Consider the following 18310-nt stretch of genomic DNA (forward strand, 5'->3'; position numbering starts at 1 on the left):
AAGGCGGTGTCGATGATGTTCCTCGACCTCACCCTGGTCGGCCGATGGTGTGGGCCGTTGGTGGCAACGTGGCCGGCGCTTGCTTGCGCCTGCTGCTGGGACACCCGCCCAAGTCGAACAATGGGCCCGGTCCAGACGCAAGGATGTGTTTGTGCGGCACCGAGAGGAACGAGCGATGGGCAGAGCCGGACAGCCGGATCGTAGAGCGTTGCTTGGCATCGGACTTGCGGGCGCCGCGGCCGCGCTCACGGGGTGCTCCTCGACGAGGACCCCCTCGACGACCAACGCTTCGCCCGAAGCGCGGGCCGTCCAGACGGCCACCGCATCGCCCCAGGCACGGCCGACCACCCCCGCCGCGGCATTCGCGCGGCTGATGGCGGGGAACAAGCGCTGGGTGAGCGGAGACCTTCACCACCCCGACCGGGACCCGAACCGGCGCCAGTTCGTGGCCCAGTCACAGGAACCTTTCGGGGCGATCCTCTCGTGCATCGACTCCCGAGTACCGCCTGAACTCCTCTTCGACACCGGCCTGGGTGACCTCTACGTGATGCGCACGGGCGGAGAGGCGGTCAGCCCGGTCGTCACGGGCTCTGTCGAGTACGGGCCCATGACGAGTGGTACCCCGCTCGTCGTGGTCCTCGGGCATCAGCGCTGCGGCGCCGTCAAGGCGGCGTACCACTCCCTTCGTGACGGAAAACCGCTGCCCGGCAACCTGCAGGCGATCGTCAAGGCCCTGCAACCGGCATACGAGCAGGCCGTCCGCGAAGGCGGTGCCGACCCGGTGGAGACCATGGCGCGCGCTCAGGTCAAGCTGACCGCAGCCGATCTACGCTCCAACCAGGACCTGGCTCCGCTCGTGGCAAAGGGCACCCTGGCCGTGGTCGGCGCCTACTACTCACTCGACACCGGCAAGGTGGAAGTCCTGGGCGGTGCGCCTTCCTGAGCGGCCGGCCGGACAGACATGACGGCTTGGCAGGACCGGGCTGGCAGCGGGGCGGTCTTGGTGTCCCGTCCCTATGAGTCCCAACGCGCCCGCATCCGCAGCGAGAAAGGCATCCGCTGGGGCGGAGGCGTACCGGCTGCCGCAGCCTGAGCACCGCGCCTGACGCCACGGTCACAGCTCAGCGTTCTGCCGCGAACATTCCCATCAAGAACATTCCCATCAAGCGGGGGGGGGAACCCGGTGGGCAGAGACCTCAAAGACGAGTTCGAGACCGTCCTCTTCATCCCACTGTTCTCCGACCTCAACGAAGCCGAAGCCCGATATCGTGGCCAGGGATGCCACGTTGTCGGGGCTGATCGTCGCCCGCACGGTCGTGACTGCGGGTTCGGCTGCTGCCCGGCGAAGCAACTCGATCAGCGTGGATCGGGCGTATCCCTGGCGACGGAACTCGGGAGCGACGGAGTAACCGATTTCGACCATGCCGACCTCATCGGGCGGCCCGTGGAACCCGGCATGTCCGACGACGAGACCCTTGTCGCCGACGACCGCTTGCCGCACCATCCACCGCGCATGGCCGGGATCGGCGGCCATCTGGTCGAGCCGTAATTGCCACAGCCACCGTGCTGTGTCGGTCACGAAGTACTCGGTCAGCGAAACCCCGGCCATCCTGCTGGCTCTGGACAGGTCTCCATCCAGCAAAGCGGACATCGCCCCGCCGGCCAACTCGACAAAACGGATGCGTTTGGGTCCCCGCACGAGCGGCTTCCGGTGATCGGCTTCATCTGTCACCTGCGGATGCTCGCCGACTAACCCGAAGGTGTCCAGCGATTTCGAAGCGGCCGGGCGACCAGCCCGCGACACCATCCACCACAGCCTCGCCCCGGTGAACACTTCCGGTCATGGCACTGGAGAGCCCCGATGGCCGGTCCGCCCAGAAGCGCGTCGGCTATGTCGGTCGGCCCCGGCCGGAGCCGGGTCATCGCGGCTTCCACAGGGAGAATGCCTTCTGTACGTCGTGAGGCGACTGGGCGAGGGCAGCGTCGTCGGGTTCGGCTGCGGTGACGTGGGGGAGGTGGACGATGACGTCATACGCCTCCAGTGGGCTCACATCGCAGTAGAAAGTGCCGAGACGCTGCTGAGAGATGGCTCGAACGGCCTCGGTGTCTGCCAGTGACAGCCGTCGCAGGTCGGTGGCGAAGGGGCCCTCACCGCTGGCGGCCATGAGCGCGTCGAGGCTGCCGGACCGGGGTGGCTCCAAGTCGGTGAAGAGCTTGCCGGCGTAGAAGTCGGCTTCGGTGTTGAGGGTTTGGCCTGTGCCGTTGGTGATGCCGATGACCAGGTAGTCCTCGCCGATCCGGTCAGCGAGGTGCATGCCCATCGTCGCCGCGGCAGGCATGCCTGGCCAGTGGGCGGGCCAGCGCTGGATGTGGCCGTTGTGGGCGGCCAGCACGATCCGGTCCTCCCGGTGCAGGATCCACTCCACGGTGTCCGCGATCGCGCCGTCGCGGTTGAAGAACACGCTGTCATGGTCGCCACGGGCCATCGCGCGGGCATTCGCATCGATGGCGACGGTCAAGTGCAGCGATCGCAGCGCGCGCTCGTAGGCGTGGGAAGTCGTACGCTGCCGGTAGTCCAGGCGGCGTCCCTCCATCCGTGCGGCGAGGTCGGCCAGTCCTGCTGTCAACGCATCTCGCCGCGCAGGGGCGAGTTGTCCGTAGGTCGCGACGGCCTGGGGCAGGGAGAATGCGGACGGCGCCGCGAAGGCCGAGGCCGTCTCCCGAATGCTCGGATCTATCTCGAACGCGGGATCGGCGTGTGCGAGGTAGGCAATGACGGCGTCCAGGCCGGGTAACAGGGAGACATTCGAGCCGGACAGGTCGATGCCGTAGAAGGCGACCGGCTCGACGGACTCGACATTGTGCTGCCGCATCCACTCCAGATGGGCCCGCATCTCGGTCCACAGTCCCATCAGCGAGGTCATGCCGTTCGCCATGACGTTGCCGGTCTGGCCCTGCCCGCCGCGGATCCATTCGTCGGTCAGTGTTCCCTCGACAAATCCGGACTCCATCGCGTAGGCGCCGAACCCGTGCCGCTCGACCAGATACCGCATCAGGCGGTGGCGCAGCTGGTAGGACTCGCGGTTGTAGTGCGCGTTCTCACCGATCGCCACCACCCTTGCGTCACCGATCGCCTCATCCAGCCAAGCCAGATCGTCCTGCGGCCCGTCCGGGGCCAGCGTGCGCAGCGGCCGTATCGCCTCGGTACTCAGCCGAGCCGGAGCCGGCGAGTTGTTCGTGATCACGCCTCTACCCCTCTCATTGTTCCCAACTTTGGGAACGTTACCAGATGTGGGATCATTAGGAGGTGGACACTCTCGACCTGCTGCTGCACCCGGTGCGGCTACGCATCACCTATGCCATGTCCGGTGAGCGGACGCGCACCACCGCCGAGTTGTGTGCGGCGCTGGCCAATGTGCCCAAGACCACCGTGTATCGGCACGTCGGCCTGCTGGCTGAAGGGGGAGTGCTGGAGGTGGTGGACGAGCAGCGGGTGCGTGGTGCGGTGGAGCGGCGATACCGACTGCGCCGAGACCGGATGGTGATCGGGCCTGACGCAGGTGCGTCGATGTCCCTGGACGACCACCGCCGCGGTTTCGCCGCCGCCATGGCCGCCCTGCTTGCCGAGTTCAACGCCTACCTCGACCGCCCAGGAACCGACCCGTTCGCTGACTCTGTGGGCTACCGACAGGGCACCCTCTGGCTCACCCCCGACGAACTCGCCGATTTGATCAGCGAGTTGCGCCATGCCTTCGCGTCACGCGCGGGCAACAAGCCCGCGCCGGGCCGCAAGCCCCACCTGTTGAGCTCCATCTTCTTCCCGACTGAGGAACCACAGCGGCACGAAGATCCCCCGACAGCCACTAGCAGTGAAACCGGCAGGCACTGACGCCGTAACCAGTCTGGGTAACTGGCCTACCCCTGTAGCGTCAGCTGCCTCACGGCGACAGTCCGGCCGTACGGCGATGTACCGGATCGCGCTGGAGACCACGCGTCGGGTTCACCAGTCAAACTGAAACGCTCCACTGCCGGTTAGTCATGCTGGGCGTTCCCTCTTCCAAGCCACACGACGAGAGGTTCGTCGTGCTCTTCATGCCTTGGCTGGGCGATGGCCTCGATGAGTTCACGTAGCCCCAGGGGCCGCCGCAATCCTCCGGCGGTCAGGCCCAGCGGCCGGTCGGACAGCGGGATAGGTCGTTCCGAGGTCCCGGGTAGGTCGTTCCCAGACCCCCGGGCAGAGTCTTCTTCTCCTCGATGCGGTGTGTGTGGAATCGATGCAAGCAGCAGTTCTCCCAGCCCCTCAGGGTCTGGAACACCGGCTGCAGGCGGTCGAGAGTGAGGTCGGCTGGAACCTATAAGCCGACACCGACACCGACACCGACACCGACACCGACCCCAGCTCCGCGCGTGGGGTGCGCGAGGCTGGGGCCGACGTCGACCTGTGCCTTGTCAGGTCTCACACCGACGTGACGGGGGTGCTCGGGTGCACTTCACGTTCGATGCGCGGCATGATCTCGGGAACGTAGATGTCCTGGATAGCTGTGCCGGAGTCGTGGGTCTCCCAATGTTCCCGACTCGCCCAGCGCTCGACCAGGACAAACCGCGCGGCATCCTCGTCCGATTGGTACGCCTCCCAGCTGACGCAGCCGTCTTCGGCCAGGCACAGCGGACGCATACGGGCCAGAGCGTCCGCAACGTGGGCTATCTCTTCGGCCTTGGGTACGCGGATGATGACGATGAGGTCGAACACCATTGCTCCTCAATCGAGGGAGGACACAGCCCGAGCACCCTATCCCGCCTGGCACCTGAGCTGCGTAAACACCGTGGAACGGGAAACCTGGTGCACGCCGTCGAGTTCTGCTGATGGTGCCCGCTCGTTGGCGAGGCATGGTGTCCGATCCAGGCATGGCGTCCGATCCTGGTGATCGGTGCGTGCTGGGGGAACGGGTGCGTTCGCATGCCACATCGCAGCTGAAATCCATCCTGCGGACGATGCTGTCTCGGACCTGGGGACGACGGCACGCCGCAGGTGCTCGCCTAACATCCGGGTCATGAACAGTGAGCTCTTCGCCGCCGAGTACATGGCACAGCCGGCCACCGCGCCGGGCATGACGCAGCAGAACGCGAAGTCGATCAAGTACGCGGTGAACGGCGAGTGCTACGCGCGGCAGGGCGCGATGATCGCCTTCCGCGGCGACCTGCACTTCGAGAAGCAGGGCCAGGGGGTCGGGAACTTCCTCAAGCGCGCCGTGACCGGCGAGGGGCTGGCGCTGATGACCGTACGGGGCCAAGGCGAGGTGTGGTTCGCGCACGAGGCGGCCAACTGCTTCATCCTGGACCTGGCGCCCGGCGACAGCATCACGATCAACGGCCGCAATGTGCTGTGCTTCGACCCGTCCCTCTCCTACGAGATCAAGGTGGTCAAGGGCGCTGGTATGGCCGGCGGCGGAATCTTCAACTCTGTCTTCAGCGGCCAGGGCAAGCTCGGCGTGATGTGCGAGGGCAACCCCATCGTCATACCTGTCTCCCCGCAAGCCCCTGTCTTTGTCGACACCGATGCGGTGGTCGGCTGGAGCAGCACCCTGCAGACCTCGCTGCACCGCTCGCAGAGCATGGGGTCGATGCTGCGCGGCGGATCCGGCGAGGCGGTCCAACTCCGCCTGGACGGCGAGGGGTTCGTGATCGTACGACCGAGTGAACTGCGCCCGGAGAAGGCCGCGGGGAACTGATTCGTACGTACGTGGGTGAGGCTGTTGGCCAGGGCGGGGCGCCCCGGGCGTAGCGCGGGACGAACGACCTTGACCAGTGGGGAGCCGCGGCGACACTCGGCTCGACGAGTGAATCACCTACCGGCCCCGCTCGCCGCGGCCGCCTGAGAGGGGATGCGCGGCAGGCCAGTACCGGCGCCAGTGCCAGTGCCAGTGTCAGGGCACCGGGCGAGCAGGTTCACTCCGCGACGAACCCCCCGTCGTGGGCACCCGCCTCTGCCTGTCCACGCCCGCACCCCGCCCATCCGGCCTCGTCTCCAAGATCGATTGTCAGTGGTGGGTGAGACGATCGGTGCATCGAGTCGGAACAAGGGGGAGCGGCTATGTCCGGAAACCAGAACTACATCAATCACGTTGCTCTTGTGTTGGATGCCAGTTCGTCGATGTCACACCTGAGCCGCAAGGTCGTCGACGTCGCCGACCAGCAAATCGCCTATCTGGCCCGGCGGTCCAAGGAACTGGACCAGGAAACCCGCGTCACGGTGTACGTCTTCGCCGACACGGTGGAGTGCGTCATCTACGACAAGGACGTGCTGCGGATGCCGTCCCTGAAGCAGCTGTACCGGGTCGGTGGAATGACGGCTCTGCTGGCGGCCACGCTGAAGTCGCAGCGGGAGCTGGCGCAGACAGCTCAGCTGTACGGCGACCACAGCTTCCTGACGTTCGTGCTGACTGACGGCCAGGAGAATGCAAGTCATCATTGCGTGGACGCCCCTGCCAGGGATCCGCGTGAACTGATTCGGGCCGTGGCCAAGATGATCGAGACGCAGGAGGACAACTGGACGCTAGCCGTCCTTGTGCCGGACCAGATGGGCAAGCGCGAGGCCACGCAGTGCGGTTTCCCGAAGGACAACATAGCCATCTGGGATGCCACCAGCACCCAGGGTCTGGAAGAAGCCGGGCAGGTCATCCAGCAGGCAACCGAAAAGTTTATGGTGGGCCGCAGCCAGGGCATCCGGGGATCGCGGGCGGTGTTCTCCATGGGTGCCGACGCTGTCAACCAGGACACCATCAAGGCAGCCGGTCTCACCCCGGTGAATCCGTCCGAATACCAGCTGATTCCGGTGGCGCGCGAAGCGGCGATCCGGGAGTGGGTCGTCGAAAACGGCCACACGTACCGTACTGGTTGTGCGTTCTATCAGCTGAGTAAGTCCGAGAAGATCCAGGCGAAGAAGCAGATCGCGGTGCTGGAGAAGAAGACGGACCGGGTGTACACGGGGCCGGAGGCTCGAGCGCTGCTCGGCCTGCCGGACAGGGAAGTTCGCGTCAAGCCGGACCACAACGACGACTTCACGATCTTCGTGCAGAGCACCAGCGTGAACCGGAAGCTGGTACCGCAGACCCGGCTACTCGTGATGAGCTGACACCTTGGGGAGCCCCGGCCGACTGACGGGGCTCCCCTTGCGTTGAGCACGCCTCCTGGGCCACCTGGCCTGCGCCGGCCGGGTTGGCTGGACCACACACCACGCACCACGGTACGGCGATGGGCAGCGCTCCGCCGCGTAGTCGTGGCCGGAGGCCCCGCAAGGGGAGGAGCGTGTCGAGGGGCCGTAGGCCCTGGCCGGCCGTCACGAGCCGAGGCCAGAATCGGAAACCCAGACGGTCGGTCAGTGCTTGCCGCTGCTCAGGTGCGGCGAGCACCATGATGGTGTCGTAGACGTGGTACCTGTCGCTGTCAAAGCCGACGGTGTGCCCTTCGCGGGTGTCGTCGTCGTGGACGGTGTAAGCGATGGCATTGCAGGCGGTCTCGTGGTCGTAGTAGTCCTCCGCGAAGTGCTCGGCTTCGATGGAGACGACTTCTCAAGCGGCATTAGATGGGTTTCAGTCCCAGACTTATCCCTCGCCGCAGGGAACGTGGAGATCGGGCCCGTCGAAAGAGGAACCTCATGGGAACCCCATAGGACACGGTCTGAGTCGAAGTGTGCCGTCAATCCTGGCGGTAGGCGTTGCCGTGCTCGTTGATGAGCACGTACTCGGGGTCGAGGGCGGCGGCAGCGCGGGCGCGTTCCAACAGCTCGGTGAGAGGAGGAAGCGGGGCCAGGCCGAGGCGGTCGAGGAGTTCGGCGCGCATGCCTGGCAAGTCTTCCAGCTCAGTTGCCTCGATGTATTCCGCGTCGTCCTCGTCGCGGAGAGCTTGGAGGGCCTGCTCGTCCATGACGCGGCCCTCCCGTTCCCAGTGCAGGGCTTCATCGGCGCAGGGCAGACCGATCAGGAGGAGCAGTGCGTCCCGGAGGTTGGTTCCGATCAGCCCGGCGGAGCCTTCGGAGTCGGCGAAGAGTACCGGGCGGTTCTCGTCGTCGCCTTCACCGCAGAGGAAGTACGTGCCGCCGCTGTGGTCCTTGGCGATCGGGTCCAACCGGGCGCCGGAGGCCAGTCGCACTGGTTCCACGTGGGTGAGAGGGCCGAAGGCCGCGACGAGGGTGTCGAATTCGAAGGGGAAATCGGCCAGCTGCGCGGCTTCGGGGTCGACCTTGAGTCGCTTGAGCAGTGATGCGGAAGTCTGCACGGGTGGACCCTACAGGGGGTTCTGACAGCGTGAGCCGGAGGTCACGGCCGTGCCGGTCCATCGCCAACCGGCGAACGGTGTTGCTACGTCGTCTGAGCCATCTGCGACATCTGTGTCTACTCGTCGCTGGCCTGGCCTTCCTCCGCAGGTGTGGTGATCCCAAGGTCGATACGCATGATGTGCCGCATCCTCCACAAGGCGTCCCAGAGCCTTCTCGTGTCCTCTCGGGCGGCTGCCACGCTCTCGTCCTGCTCGGCGACGCCTCTGTCGAGCCGTTTCAGTAGGCCGTAGAGATCGCCCAAGCCGCGGTTCACCGTACTGGCTGCCGCCAACACCTCATCAGACAGCACCATTTGGGCCTCGGCGTGGCGCAGGCGGTGGTCCCGGCGGGCCCGGTCCAGGTCCGACCGTAATTCCTCGGTCACCTCGCCCGCTTGCAGGGCGTGGAGGAAGTTCGTCGTCACGGTGATGTAGTCGCGGGTACCGGCGTTGAGGGCGTGCGCCCTGCCTCAAACTGTGCCTGTCGAGTGGCGTGCTCGCGTTCCTGGATCGGGGCAGCGCCCGAGGGGGAGCCCCGTCGGGCTTCGTTGCTTGCGGTTGAGCCGTGGGGCGTGCAGGCCGGTCGGCGTGGTGGCCCGGGTAGCGGACCACCGCCGGGCGGGCAGATGACAACTCCTCTTCACCTCGGTCTTGCCCCTGGGTATGGACCGTGACGACGACTACGGGCACCCTGTCGCGCGACGTGTCACAGAGGCACTCCTGAGACGAGGGCGGGGCGAATGACACCGATCAGCCGAAGAGGCTTCGTGGGACTGGGCGCTTCGATGGCCGCGGGCGTGACGCTGGGCGCCGGCCCGCGCACGGCAGACGCGGTCCAGCGCGTAGCGACCGGCACGATCAAGGACGTGGAGCACGTGGTGATCCTCATGCAGGAGAACCGCAGCTTCGATCACTACTTCGGGCGTCTGAAGGGCGTCCGCGGCTTCGACGACAACAGCGGCATCACTCTCAGCGGTGGCCATTCGGTCTTCCACCAGCCGAACGGCCTGGGCCGGCAATACCCGTGGAAGCTCAGCTCCACCCCGCCAGCGGGCGGCAAGGACAGCGAGACCCTCGCCCAGTGCAACGGCGACCTGCCGCACTCCTGGTCCTCGCAGCACTCCGCGTGGAACAAGGGCCGCCTCGACAACTGGGTCTGGGGCGTGGGCAACGTCCGCTCGCTCGGCTACCTGGATCGCTCCGACATCCCCTTCCACTACGCGCTCGCCGACAACTACACCATTTGCGACGCCTACTTCTGCTCCACACTCAGTGCGACCGGTCCCAACCGCACCTACCTGTGGAGCGGCAAGGTGGACTCGTCCAGCCACGACGGCGGTGACGAGTCGGGCCTGGCCTGGCAGACCTACGCCGAGGCGCTGCAGGCCGCCGGGGTGACCTGGAAGGTCTATCAGAACGCGGCCGACAACTATGGGGACAACGGCTGTGCCTACTTCACGAACTTCGCCAACGCCAAGCCCGGCGACCCGCTGTACGACCGCGGCATGTCCTCGGTGCCGAAGGTGACCGGATCGACCCCCGACGACATCGCCGCCGCCCTCAAGGCCGACGTACTCGCCGGCACCCTCCCGCAAGTGTCCTGGATCGTCCCCAACCAGGGCTTCTCGGAACACCCCTATGCCCCGCCCGGCGACGGCGCCCACTTCGTCAACCTGGTCTACCAGGCTCTCGCGGCGGACGCCGACGTCTTCAACTCCACCGTTCTGTTCCTCAACTACGACGAGAACGACGGCTACTTCGACCACGTACCGCCACCGGTACCACCCGCCGGAACAGATGGCGAGTACCTCAGCGGCGTCCCGTACGGCTTCGGCTTCCGCGTCCCCATGATCGTCATCTCGCCCTGGACGCGCGGTGGTTGGGTCTCCTCGGAGGTCTTCGAGCACACCTCGGTGATCCGGTTCCTGGAGACCTGGACGGCGGCGTTGGGCAAGCCTGCCAACTGCCCCAACATCAGTGCGTGGCGGCGAAAGGTGAGCGGCGACCTGACCGGTGCCTTCAACTTCGCCAAGCCGGTCTACGGCCCCGTCTCGCTCCCCGCGACCAGCGTCATCGGCATCAGCACCTGCGCTCCCCTCCCCAATCCGGCGCCGACGAACAACGCCCTGCCCGCCCAGGAGCCCGGCACCAGACCGGCCCGTGCGCTGCCGTACCAGCCCAACGGGTACCTGGACCGCCTGGAGTTCGGCCCCTCCGGAAAGATCCTCGCGTGGTGCACGATGACCAATCAGGGCGGCCCGGCCGCACGGGCGGCCCACTTCTCGATCCATCCCCAGGCCTACCGCGACACCACGCCCTGGCAGTACACCGTCGATGCCGGTGGTACGGCGTCCGACTACTTCAACATCGGCTTGGGCTACGGTGACGGCAAGTACGACCTGACGATGGTCGGCCCCAACCGCTTCCTGCGCCGTTTCCAGGGCGACGCCACCAAGGCGGGTAAGTCCGCCGAGGTCAGCACCCGCTATGCAGTGGAACCCGGTACGGGGAAGCTCGCCCTCTACTTCAAGATGACCAACACGGGCTCGTCCTCCGTCACGTTCACGATCACCTCCCACCGCTACCGCGGCGACGGCCCCTGGACCTACACCGTCGCCGCCGGCGCCTCTACGGAGGACTACTTCAATGCCGTCGCGTACCAGAACGGCTGGTACGACTTCACGGTGACCGTCAATTCCGACGCGGCCTGGTCGCGCCGGTTCACCGGACACCTGGAGACGGGCACGGCCAGCGTCAGCGGCTGATCCTGGCGCTACAGGTCGCGTGCCCGGTTGCGTTACCGGTCGCGTTACAGGCCCGGTGGGGCGGACCTGGGCGTGGCCTGGCTCGCGGTGGCGGCGGCTCCCGGAATCCCACGGGAGCCGTCCCTTCCCGTGTTCCCACCCGCGCTTCAGTCCCAGTTGGCAGGTCGGGGCTGAGGCGAGGGCAACCAGTACTCTTCGGTCATGACTGACAGTACGCTCCGGCCATGACTGATCACCTGACTCGTGCCGTGAGCGATCGATGCTTGCCACGGGGAACCGCTGGCTATGCGGAGGCAGCGAAGGTGCTGGCTGTTCAGTACGAGGAAGTCACCTTCGATGAAGTCCACCGCGACGTACGGCAATTCGTTCCTGCCGAGCCGTGCCGGATTCTGGACGTGGGTGCAGGGACGGGGCGCGATGCCGCCGCGTTGGCGGCTCGTGGACACAGCGTCGTGGCTGTCGAGCCGACCACAGAGCTACGGGAACACGCCCGGCGACTGCACGCACACAGCGGCGTAGCTTGGGTCGATGACGCTCTTCCCGACCTGACGCTGAGCCGTCATCCGGGCGAGTTCGACGCCGTCTTCGCCACCGCGGTGTGGATGCACCTGGCTCCCGAGGAGCGCCGACGTGCCATGGCCAGGATCGCCGCGTTGCTGGTTCCTGGCGGCCGGTTCTTCGTCAATCTGCGTCACGGTCCTGTGCCCCCGGGCCGCCATATGTTCAATGTCTCCGCGGCTGAGACAGTCGAGTTGGGTCGTGCGCACGGGCTGTGCAGGCTTCATCGCAGCGAGCGTCTCGACCTTCATGGTCGTGACAACGTCCGATGGAGCTGTCTGGTCCTCCAAGCGGACGGGATCAGCGACACGGTCGGCTGACCGGGGCAGTCGCGGACGTCGGTCGAAGGCCGGTCATGCGGCCCCGGGCGGGGTGGTGAAGCGCGCGTGCAGGGCTGCCAGGCCGGTTGCGTACACCACGTCGCCGAAGAGCCGCTCGACCTGTTGGCGGACTGGCGGACTGTCGGGCCGGGGGCCGGGGGCCGGGAGCCGGGAGCCGCAGGTGGTGGGTCCTGGGCTGAGGGTCACCAGGTGCTGTCGCCGCGCAGGGTGGCGTCGGCGCCACCGTCGAGGAAGATGACCTGGCCGGTGACGTGCGAGTTCTCCGGGGAGGTCAGCCAGGCAAGCAGCGGGGCGACCTGTTCGGGGCGGGCGTGGCCGTGCAGCGGCATCGGGATCGTCGCGTCAACGGCTTTGCGTATCTCGGCGTCGGCGAGCATGCCCGCGGTCATCGGGGTGAGGATCGTGCCCGGTGCGACGGCGTTGAGCGGGATGCCGACGGCCGCCCAGTCATCGGTGGCGGCCGTGCGGCGGAGCCAGCGTGCGAGGGCTGCCTTGGACGATCCGTAGATCGCGTATCCCTCCCCGCGGTCGATGGCTGCCTGGGCGGCGGCCACGGTCGCCTCCTCGTCGCCGGAGAGTGCGGCATCCACGATGGCCGGGTCATGGGGGTGGATCGAAGCGACGGAGGAAATCAGGACGGCGCGCGGGTCGGTTCCAGCGGCGAGGAGCGGGCGCAGCCCGTCGAGGGTGGCGACCACGCCGAAGTAGTTGACCCGGATCGTGTCTGTGGTGAAGTGAGCGAGGCCGGCACAGGCGATGACGGCGTCCAGGCGTCCGTCGGTCAACTCCTTGGCCTGGTCGACGAGTTCCCTGCGGCCTTCGGGTGTGGCGAGGTCCGCGTTGATGTCGGTGCCCTCAAGGTCGGCACTGATCACGGTGTGGCCTTGCTGGCGGAGGTGGGCGGCGGTGGCCTTGCCGATTCCGGAAGCGGCCCCGGTGATGAGGTAGGTGCGCTCCGAGTCACAAGAGGTACGGGACATGGTCGGCTCCCTTTCGACATGTTTCGGCAGCACGCTCGGGGTGGCGCGGGTGGCGTGCAGCGATGATGCGCATGGCGCGTGGATGACGCGAATGAAGCGGATGAAGCGGATGACGTGTTGCGATGAGGTGTTGCGGGTTCGTTGGCGTGCGTGCAGTTCTCGAACTCTCCGGGTGCTCGACCACGTCAAGAATGGCGAGCAGCGGTGACCGCGCTCACTGTCCTCGCGGCAGCGACGAAACGCCGGCCGCCCCGTGCGGCCTCAAATAGCAGGCCAGCGACGGGAGTTGAGGAATTGGTTCATGCGGCGGAGTCAGCGTACCTCTTTTTTGGCATGACGTGCCAACTGGCTTGTCTGTGCCAACATGAGGGAACGCAGACATGGGGACCGGATCGAAGGGCGAGCAGAGGCGGATGACAGCAGCGCGAGGCAGGCCGTCATTGACGGAACGGCGGCGGCAGGAGACCCGGCAGGAGATCGCGGAGGCCGCCGCCGTCCTGTTTTCCGAGCAGGGTTACGACGCGACCACGGTCGAGGACATCGCCTCGGCCGCCGGCATCTCGCTGCGCACCTTCTATCGGTACTGCGAGGCGAAGGAGGACGCACTCACGCCCCTCTTGACCTCCAGCGTCAGCCGGCTTGTCGAAACGCTGGCCACCCTGCCGGCCGACGAACCGCTGACCAGTGCGGTGCAGGCCGCTTTCGGTGCGCCGGCCTCGGTCCAGCAGCTCGCGGACATGGAGCGCGCCCGCCGGCTGATTCGTGTCATGGGCAGCGTGCCGGCGATCCGCATGCGGTGGCTGGCCGCCGGGCGGGACATGCAGGACCAGCTGCTGGCGGTGCTCGCGGCCCGCACGGGAGCGTCGCCGGACAGCCTGGAGGTACGGCTGATGGCCACGGCTCTACTGGACGCGATCAACGTCGCTCTAGAGTACTGGGCCCGGCAGGACGAACCGGAGGACATCGTCCTGCTCACTCGTCGCGCACTGGACTATCTGCGCATTGACGAGCTGTAGGTGGTCTGGAGTTGGCCCGCAGGCGGTGCGGTTCGCGGTTCGCGGCTCGCGGCTCGCGCTTCGCGGTTGGCGCGATGAGCAGGTGGTGGCCGGACGCCAGACCCTCGCCGTCTTGCAGGTATCCGTCCACGGCTTAGAGGGCCTCTCAGAGATGTCTCAGGGGCTGGTCAGGGGCTGCTCAGGGATTGCTCAGGGTTGATCCCTGATGGCATCTGGCTCCACACCGAGGAGTGTTGAGGGTGTCTCAGCGATCTATGGCCATGCGGCCACCGCCCTTCGGAGCAGCCCGATGCACCTACGTCCTTCCGCCCTCCGCCGCTTTGTCGTGGCCGGCTTCGCCCTCGCCGCGATCACGGCAGGTGCATGCGCTCCTGCCGTGATGGCCTCCGATGCGGTTCCGCGGCAGGCGGCCGTCACTGCCTCGTTCGATCCTGCGCCGATGCGAAGACTGCTGACCCGTCTGCCCGATCCCGTGGTCGCCGGTGCTCTGGTCAGAGCGGCGGGGGAGGGGCGAGCGATGCCGTGGACCGGAACCGCGGGGGCGGCTTCCCGTGACGCTCACTTCCGTATCGGCAGTGTGACGAAGGCTTTCACCAGCACCATCGTGCTCCAACTGGTCGCCGAGCACCGGATCGGCCTCGACGCGCCGGTCCGGCGTTATCTGCCCGACCTCATTCCGCCCACGTACGGCACCGTCACCGTGCGTGAGCTGCTGGACCACACCAGCGGCCTACCGGCCCCGGCCGGCATACCCGGGCCTGCCGACGGACCCGGTTGGTGGCGGAAGAGTGTGGCGCCGCAGGACGTGGTGCGCAATGCCTTCGCAGCCGCCACATCCTCCAAGCCGGGGCATCAGCCCGCACCCGGCAGTGTCCAGCAGTACAACGGCGTCAATACCTTCGTCCTCGGCCTCCTGGTCGAGAAGGTGACCGGTCGACCCTTCACCGACGAACTCACCCGCCGCATCATCCAGCCACTAGGACTGCGCCACACCAGTCTCCCCTCGTCGGACGACATGTCCCTCCCAGCACCGCACGCTCGCGTATACATCGGTACGGACGAGGTGACCGAGCAGAGCCCCTGGGCTTGGGCCGAGGGCGGAATGGTCTCCACCGCCGCTGATCTGGACCGGTTCATGACCGCCCTGTTCCGCGGCCGTCTCCTCCCGCCAACCCAGCAGAAGCTGGTGTTCAGCGTGCCCCGGGTGGACAGCGCACCGACCAACACCAACTGCATCAACAAGACGAGTTGCTTCAGCATCGGCGGCCTGATGCGGGTCACACTCGACAACGGCGTCACCGTGTGGGGCAAAACCGGCTCCCTGCCAGGGTGGGCCAACGGTGTCTTCACCACCCGTGATCTGAAGCGCCGCGTTGTCTACTCCCTCAACCCCACCGGCACCGCCTCCGAACGCCCCTACGTCATAGCCGTCCTGAACGCCGCTTTTCAGAGTGTCGGCTGAACGATGGGACGGGTCGCCCGGAGGCTATTCGGCACGTCCGTCCCGCACCCGCAGCCACGGGCAGACCGCGCCCACCTGGTAGTGCTCCGGACTCCGGGCTCGATGTCGCTCTGGGCACCGGCCGGAACAACCGACCACCGGGGCCCACAGCGGGTGCGTACCAATCCCCTCGCACCCTTACGCGCCCTGAAGGCGGAGGAAGGGCGACGATTGCACCCGGACCACCCGCACCATCCGGACCACCTGGACCACCCGGAAGCGACCGCACCACCCGGGCCGCCCCGAAGCGCCCCGAAGGTGAGGGGTGACGCTGTCGCGCCCCTCTTCGTCCCCGCTCCCGTCCGCGAGGCGCACGAGATTTGAAGCATATTTTGCGTGAAGCATGCAACTGAAGCCCGTACCCTCGCCGTCTGACAGGGAGTCGGGCCCGTATCAGGGGCGAAGAGCGAGAGAGTGGGGCAAGTCGTGGGGCGGCGCAAGGGCAGCATAGGGATCGCACTCGTCACGGGGGCGATGCTGGTGGGCGCGAGTGCCTGTGGCGGGGGCGGCAGTGACAAGGCGAGTGGGGACGACGCAAAGGCGCCGGGCAAGCCGAGTGCGAGCGCCTCTCCGTCACCGACGAAGCCCGCGGGCCCGCCGATGCTGCTGGACACGATCACCCCGCAGACGGGAACCACGGTCGGCGTGGCCATGCCCATCTCGGTGATCTTCTCGAACCCGGTGTCGGCAAAGGCACGGGCCACGGTGGAGAAGCACATGAAGGTGAGCGCCTCGCAGCCGGTGGCCGGCGCCTGGCACTGGTTCGGCGACAAGCGTGCCGACTGGCGACCGAAGTCGTACTGGCCCTCCGGCACGAAGGTCAAGATCGACGCTGACATGAACGGTGTCAGCAACGGCAACGGACGCTACGGCGTGCGCAAGTACACGCACACCTTCACGATCGGCGACGATGTGCGCGCGGACGTCTCGGTGACCGGCCACACCATGAAGGTGACCCGGAACGGCAAGACGGTGCGCACCCTGTCGATCAACGCAGGCAGCGCTCAGTATCCGACGTGGAACGGCACGATGGCCGTCATCGACAAGCAGGAGAAGGTCCACATGACCTCCTGCAGCGTCGGCATCAGCTGCGACAAGGGCAGCTCCAACTACTACGACCTGACGCTGCCCTGGGACATCCACCTCACCCAGTCCGGCACCTACGTGCACTACTCGACCGGCGACCCCAATCCGGGCAGCGGCAGCGCCCGCGGCTCGCACGGCTGCGTCCACCTGTCCCTGTCGGACGCCAAGTGGTTCTACGGCCAGGTCAAGCAGGGTGACCCCGTCACCATCACCGGCTCGCCCCGTGCCAAGGCCCCGGCCGACAACGGTTACGCCGACTTCAACCTGGAATGGGGCCAGTGGCTCGCGGGCAGCGCGTCCGGGGAGGGGAAGACCGCGGCGCTGTGATGCGCTGCGGCGGCGGCCCCAGTCAGCAGCCGATGATGTCGACCGCGGGGCGACCCTCCTGGGCCAAGGCGGACGGCATCCGCACGATCCTCTTCGCCCACACCGACCAGGCACGATCTTCTGTGCCCACAGCGACCAGGCAGGGCTGAAGTCTCGCTGGCGTGGGGAGCTGACCGAGGTGCGCGCCCACCACGACCACATCGCCGCGCCCCTCGCCGTCTGACCCTGCTCTCCGGCCGAGCACACCACGCGTGCATCGGCAGCGCATGCCTGTTCACGAATCCGGGCGACGGATCACCGCCGCCCGGATTCCTGCTGCCTGCCCCGTCTTCCCTCTTCAACGGCTGGGTTTCCTGGCCGTGTGTAACGATCGTTGCGTCATGCAGCACGGAGAAGGGACGCGGATGGCTGACCGGGCCGGAGATGACAGCAACCAGGCGAAGGGCGCCCCGGACACGGAGCAGGCGGGGCGGGAGCCCGGGCTGGGGGCCACCGTGGCGGAGCGGGTGCGGCGTGTCGAAGGGGGCCTGTCTCCTGCCGAGCGGAAGATCGCCCGGGCGCTGACGGCCAATTACCCGGCGGCTGGGCTGGAGTCCGCTTCGGGGCTCGCCTCCCAGGCCGGGGTCAGTGCCCCCACCGTGGTGCGTTTTGTCGCCCGGCTCGGGTTCGACGGCTACCGGCACTTCCAGCAGTCACTGCGTGAGGAGGTGCAGGCGCGTCATGCCTCTCCATTGACCTTGGCACCGGTGATCGGCAAGGACTCGCCCACGTCCGAACTGGTCGAGGCGGCGCAGCAGGTGAGCAGTGCGGCGCTGAGCCAGACGTTCGCCGCGCTTCCGGAGCAGGAGTTCGATCAGGCGGTCGGCTTGATCTGTGACCCGGGCAAACGGATCGCATGCTTCGGCGGCCGGTTCTCCCAGCTGCTGGCCGAGTACCTCGACCTGCACCTCCGGCTGCTGCGGCCGGGGACCTTTGTGCACACCGCGGCCCCGGGGCGCGATGCGGGATTCCGTGTCGACCTGAGCCGGCGGGACGTGTGTGTGGTCTTCGACTTCCGCCGCTACCAGGACGACACCGTGCAGCTCGCCCGGTATGCGCATGGGCGCGGCGCCAAGGTCGTGCTCTTCACCGACCCGTGGCTCTCGCCCGTGGCCGAGTTCGCGGACGTGGTGCTCCCCGCGCGGGTGGAGGCGCCCAGTCCGTTCGACAGCATCGTCGCGCCCATGGCGGTCGTGGAAGCCCTGGTCGCCGCTGTGCATGCCCGTCTGGGGCCGGCGGCCGAGGAACGGATGCGAGCCGCGGAGGAGGCGTGGCGCGGGGCCGCCGACCCCTCGTGAAAAATTCATTTCAGACTCCCTATTGACGCGTCGCGTGTAACGAATATTTCATGAGGGTGTCTCGGGCCACAACCGTGCGGCCCCCC

16 protein-coding genes are annotated in these 18310 nt (G+C 67.2%); 10 read left to right on the forward strand and 6 right to left on the reverse strand.

Going from position 1 to position 18310, the window contains the following annotated elements:
* Positions 1-175: 175 nt before the first annotated feature.
* Positions 176-943, forward strand: a complete 768-nt coding sequence (locus tag ACZ7MX_RS18130; protein WP_472133179.1) for a carbonic anhydrase — start codon at positions 176-178, stop codon at positions 941-943.
* 219 nt (positions 944-1162) lie between these two features.
* Here ACZ7MX_RS18130 and ACZ7MX_RS18135 read toward each other — a convergent pair whose 3' ends face one another.
* Complete coding sequence (locus ACZ7MX_RS18135) at positions 1163-1651, reverse strand: GNAT family N-acetyltransferase (protein ID WP_472133292.1); 489 nt, start codon at positions 1649-1651, stop codon at positions 1163-1165.
* Between the two features lie 268 nt (positions 1652-1919).
* Positions 1920-3245, reverse strand: a complete 1326-nt coding sequence (locus ACZ7MX_RS18140) for an erythromycin esterase family protein (protein ID WP_472133181.1) — start codon at positions 3243-3245, stop codon at positions 1920-1922.
* A 62-nt stretch (positions 3246-3307) separates the two neighbouring features.
* Here ACZ7MX_RS18140 and ACZ7MX_RS18145 point away from each other — a divergent pair, with 62 nt between their 5' ends.
* The gene (locus ACZ7MX_RS18145) at positions 3308-3889 is read left to right on the forward strand and encodes a helix-turn-helix domain-containing protein (protein WP_472133183.1); all 582 of its coding nucleotides are present in this window, start codon (positions 3308-3310) and stop codon (positions 3887-3889) included.
* 567 nt (positions 3890-4456) lie between these two features.
* Here the strand turns inward: ACZ7MX_RS18145 and ACZ7MX_RS18150 are convergent.
* Complete coding sequence (locus ACZ7MX_RS18150; RefSeq protein ID WP_472133185.1) at positions 4457-4753, reverse strand: putative quinol monooxygenase; 297 nt, start codon at positions 4751-4753, stop codon at positions 4457-4459.
* Positions 4754-5051: 298 nt separating this feature from the next.
* Here ACZ7MX_RS18150 and ACZ7MX_RS18155 point away from each other — a divergent pair, with 298 nt between their 5' ends.
* Together ACZ7MX_RS18155 and ACZ7MX_RS18160 are read left to right on the forward strand one after the other, a co-directional pair.
* Positions 5052-5729: an AIM24 family protein gene (locus tag ACZ7MX_RS18155; protein ID WP_472133187.1), complete on the forward strand. Its 678-nt coding sequence runs from the start codon at positions 5052-5054 to the stop codon at positions 5727-5729.
* Positions 5730-6091: 362 nt separating this feature from the next.
* Complete coding sequence (locus ACZ7MX_RS18160; RefSeq protein ID WP_472133189.1) at positions 6092-7132, forward strand: vWA domain-containing protein; 1041 nt, start codon at positions 6092-6094, stop codon at positions 7130-7132.
* Between the two features lie 563 nt (positions 7133-7695).
* On the opposite strand, the gene ACZ7MX_RS18165 is transcribed toward ACZ7MX_RS18160, so the two are convergent.
* Positions 7696-8274 (reverse strand): hypothetical protein, encoded by a 579-nt coding sequence (locus tag ACZ7MX_RS18165; RefSeq protein WP_472133191.1) that lies wholly within the window; start codon positions 8272-8274, stop codon positions 7696-7698.
* A gap of 116 nt (positions 8275-8390) precedes the next feature.
* Positions 8391-8738 (reverse strand): hypothetical protein, encoded by a 348-nt coding sequence (locus tag ACZ7MX_RS18170; RefSeq protein WP_472133193.1) that lies wholly within the window; start codon positions 8736-8738, stop codon positions 8391-8393.
* Between the two features lie 315 nt (positions 8739-9053).
* Here ACZ7MX_RS18170 and ACZ7MX_RS18175 point away from each other — a divergent pair, with 315 nt between their 5' ends.
* Positions 9054-11078 (forward strand): phosphocholine-specific phospholipase C, encoded by a 2025-nt coding sequence (locus ACZ7MX_RS18175; RefSeq protein WP_472133195.1) that lies wholly within the window; start codon positions 9054-9056, stop codon positions 11076-11078.
* A gap of 224 nt (positions 11079-11302) precedes the next feature.
* Positions 11303-11956 (forward strand): class I SAM-dependent methyltransferase, encoded by a 654-nt coding sequence (locus tag ACZ7MX_RS18180; RefSeq protein ID WP_472133197.1) that lies wholly within the window; start codon positions 11303-11305, stop codon positions 11954-11956.
* Between the two features lie 203 nt (positions 11957-12159).
* Here the strand turns inward: ACZ7MX_RS18180 and ACZ7MX_RS18185 are convergent, their stop codons facing one another.
* Complete coding sequence (locus ACZ7MX_RS18185; protein WP_472133199.1) at positions 12160-12957, reverse strand: SDR family oxidoreductase; 798 nt, start codon at positions 12955-12957, stop codon at positions 12160-12162.
* A gap of 413 nt (positions 12958-13370) precedes the next feature.
* Between ACZ7MX_RS18185 and ACZ7MX_RS18190 the strand changes: the two genes are divergently transcribed.
* From ACZ7MX_RS18190 to ACZ7MX_RS18205, 4 genes are all read left to right on the forward strand, one after another.
* Positions 13371-13973 (forward strand): TetR/AcrR family transcriptional regulator, encoded by a 603-nt coding sequence (locus ACZ7MX_RS18190; RefSeq protein WP_472133201.1) that lies wholly within the window; start codon positions 13371-13373, stop codon positions 13971-13973.
* A 517-nt stretch (positions 13974-14490) separates the two neighbouring features.
* Entirely contained in the window at positions 14491-15435 is a 945-nt protein-coding gene (locus tag ACZ7MX_RS18195; protein WP_472133203.1) for a serine hydrolase domain-containing protein, read from the forward strand.
* A gap of 453 nt (positions 15436-15888) precedes the next feature.
* On the forward strand, positions 15889-16887 hold the full coding sequence (locus ACZ7MX_RS18200; protein ID WP_472133204.1) for a L,D-transpeptidase: 999 nt from the start codon (positions 15889-15891) through the stop codon (positions 16885-16887).
* A gap of 404 nt (positions 16888-17291) precedes the next feature.
* Positions 17292-18224 (forward strand): MurR/RpiR family transcriptional regulator, encoded by a 933-nt coding sequence (locus ACZ7MX_RS18205; RefSeq protein WP_472133206.1) that lies wholly within the window; start codon positions 17292-17294, stop codon positions 18222-18224.
* Positions 18225-18310: the final 86 nt, after the last annotated feature.

The sequence above is a fragment of the Streptomyces sp. NPDC107765 genome (genome assembly GCF_055657085.1).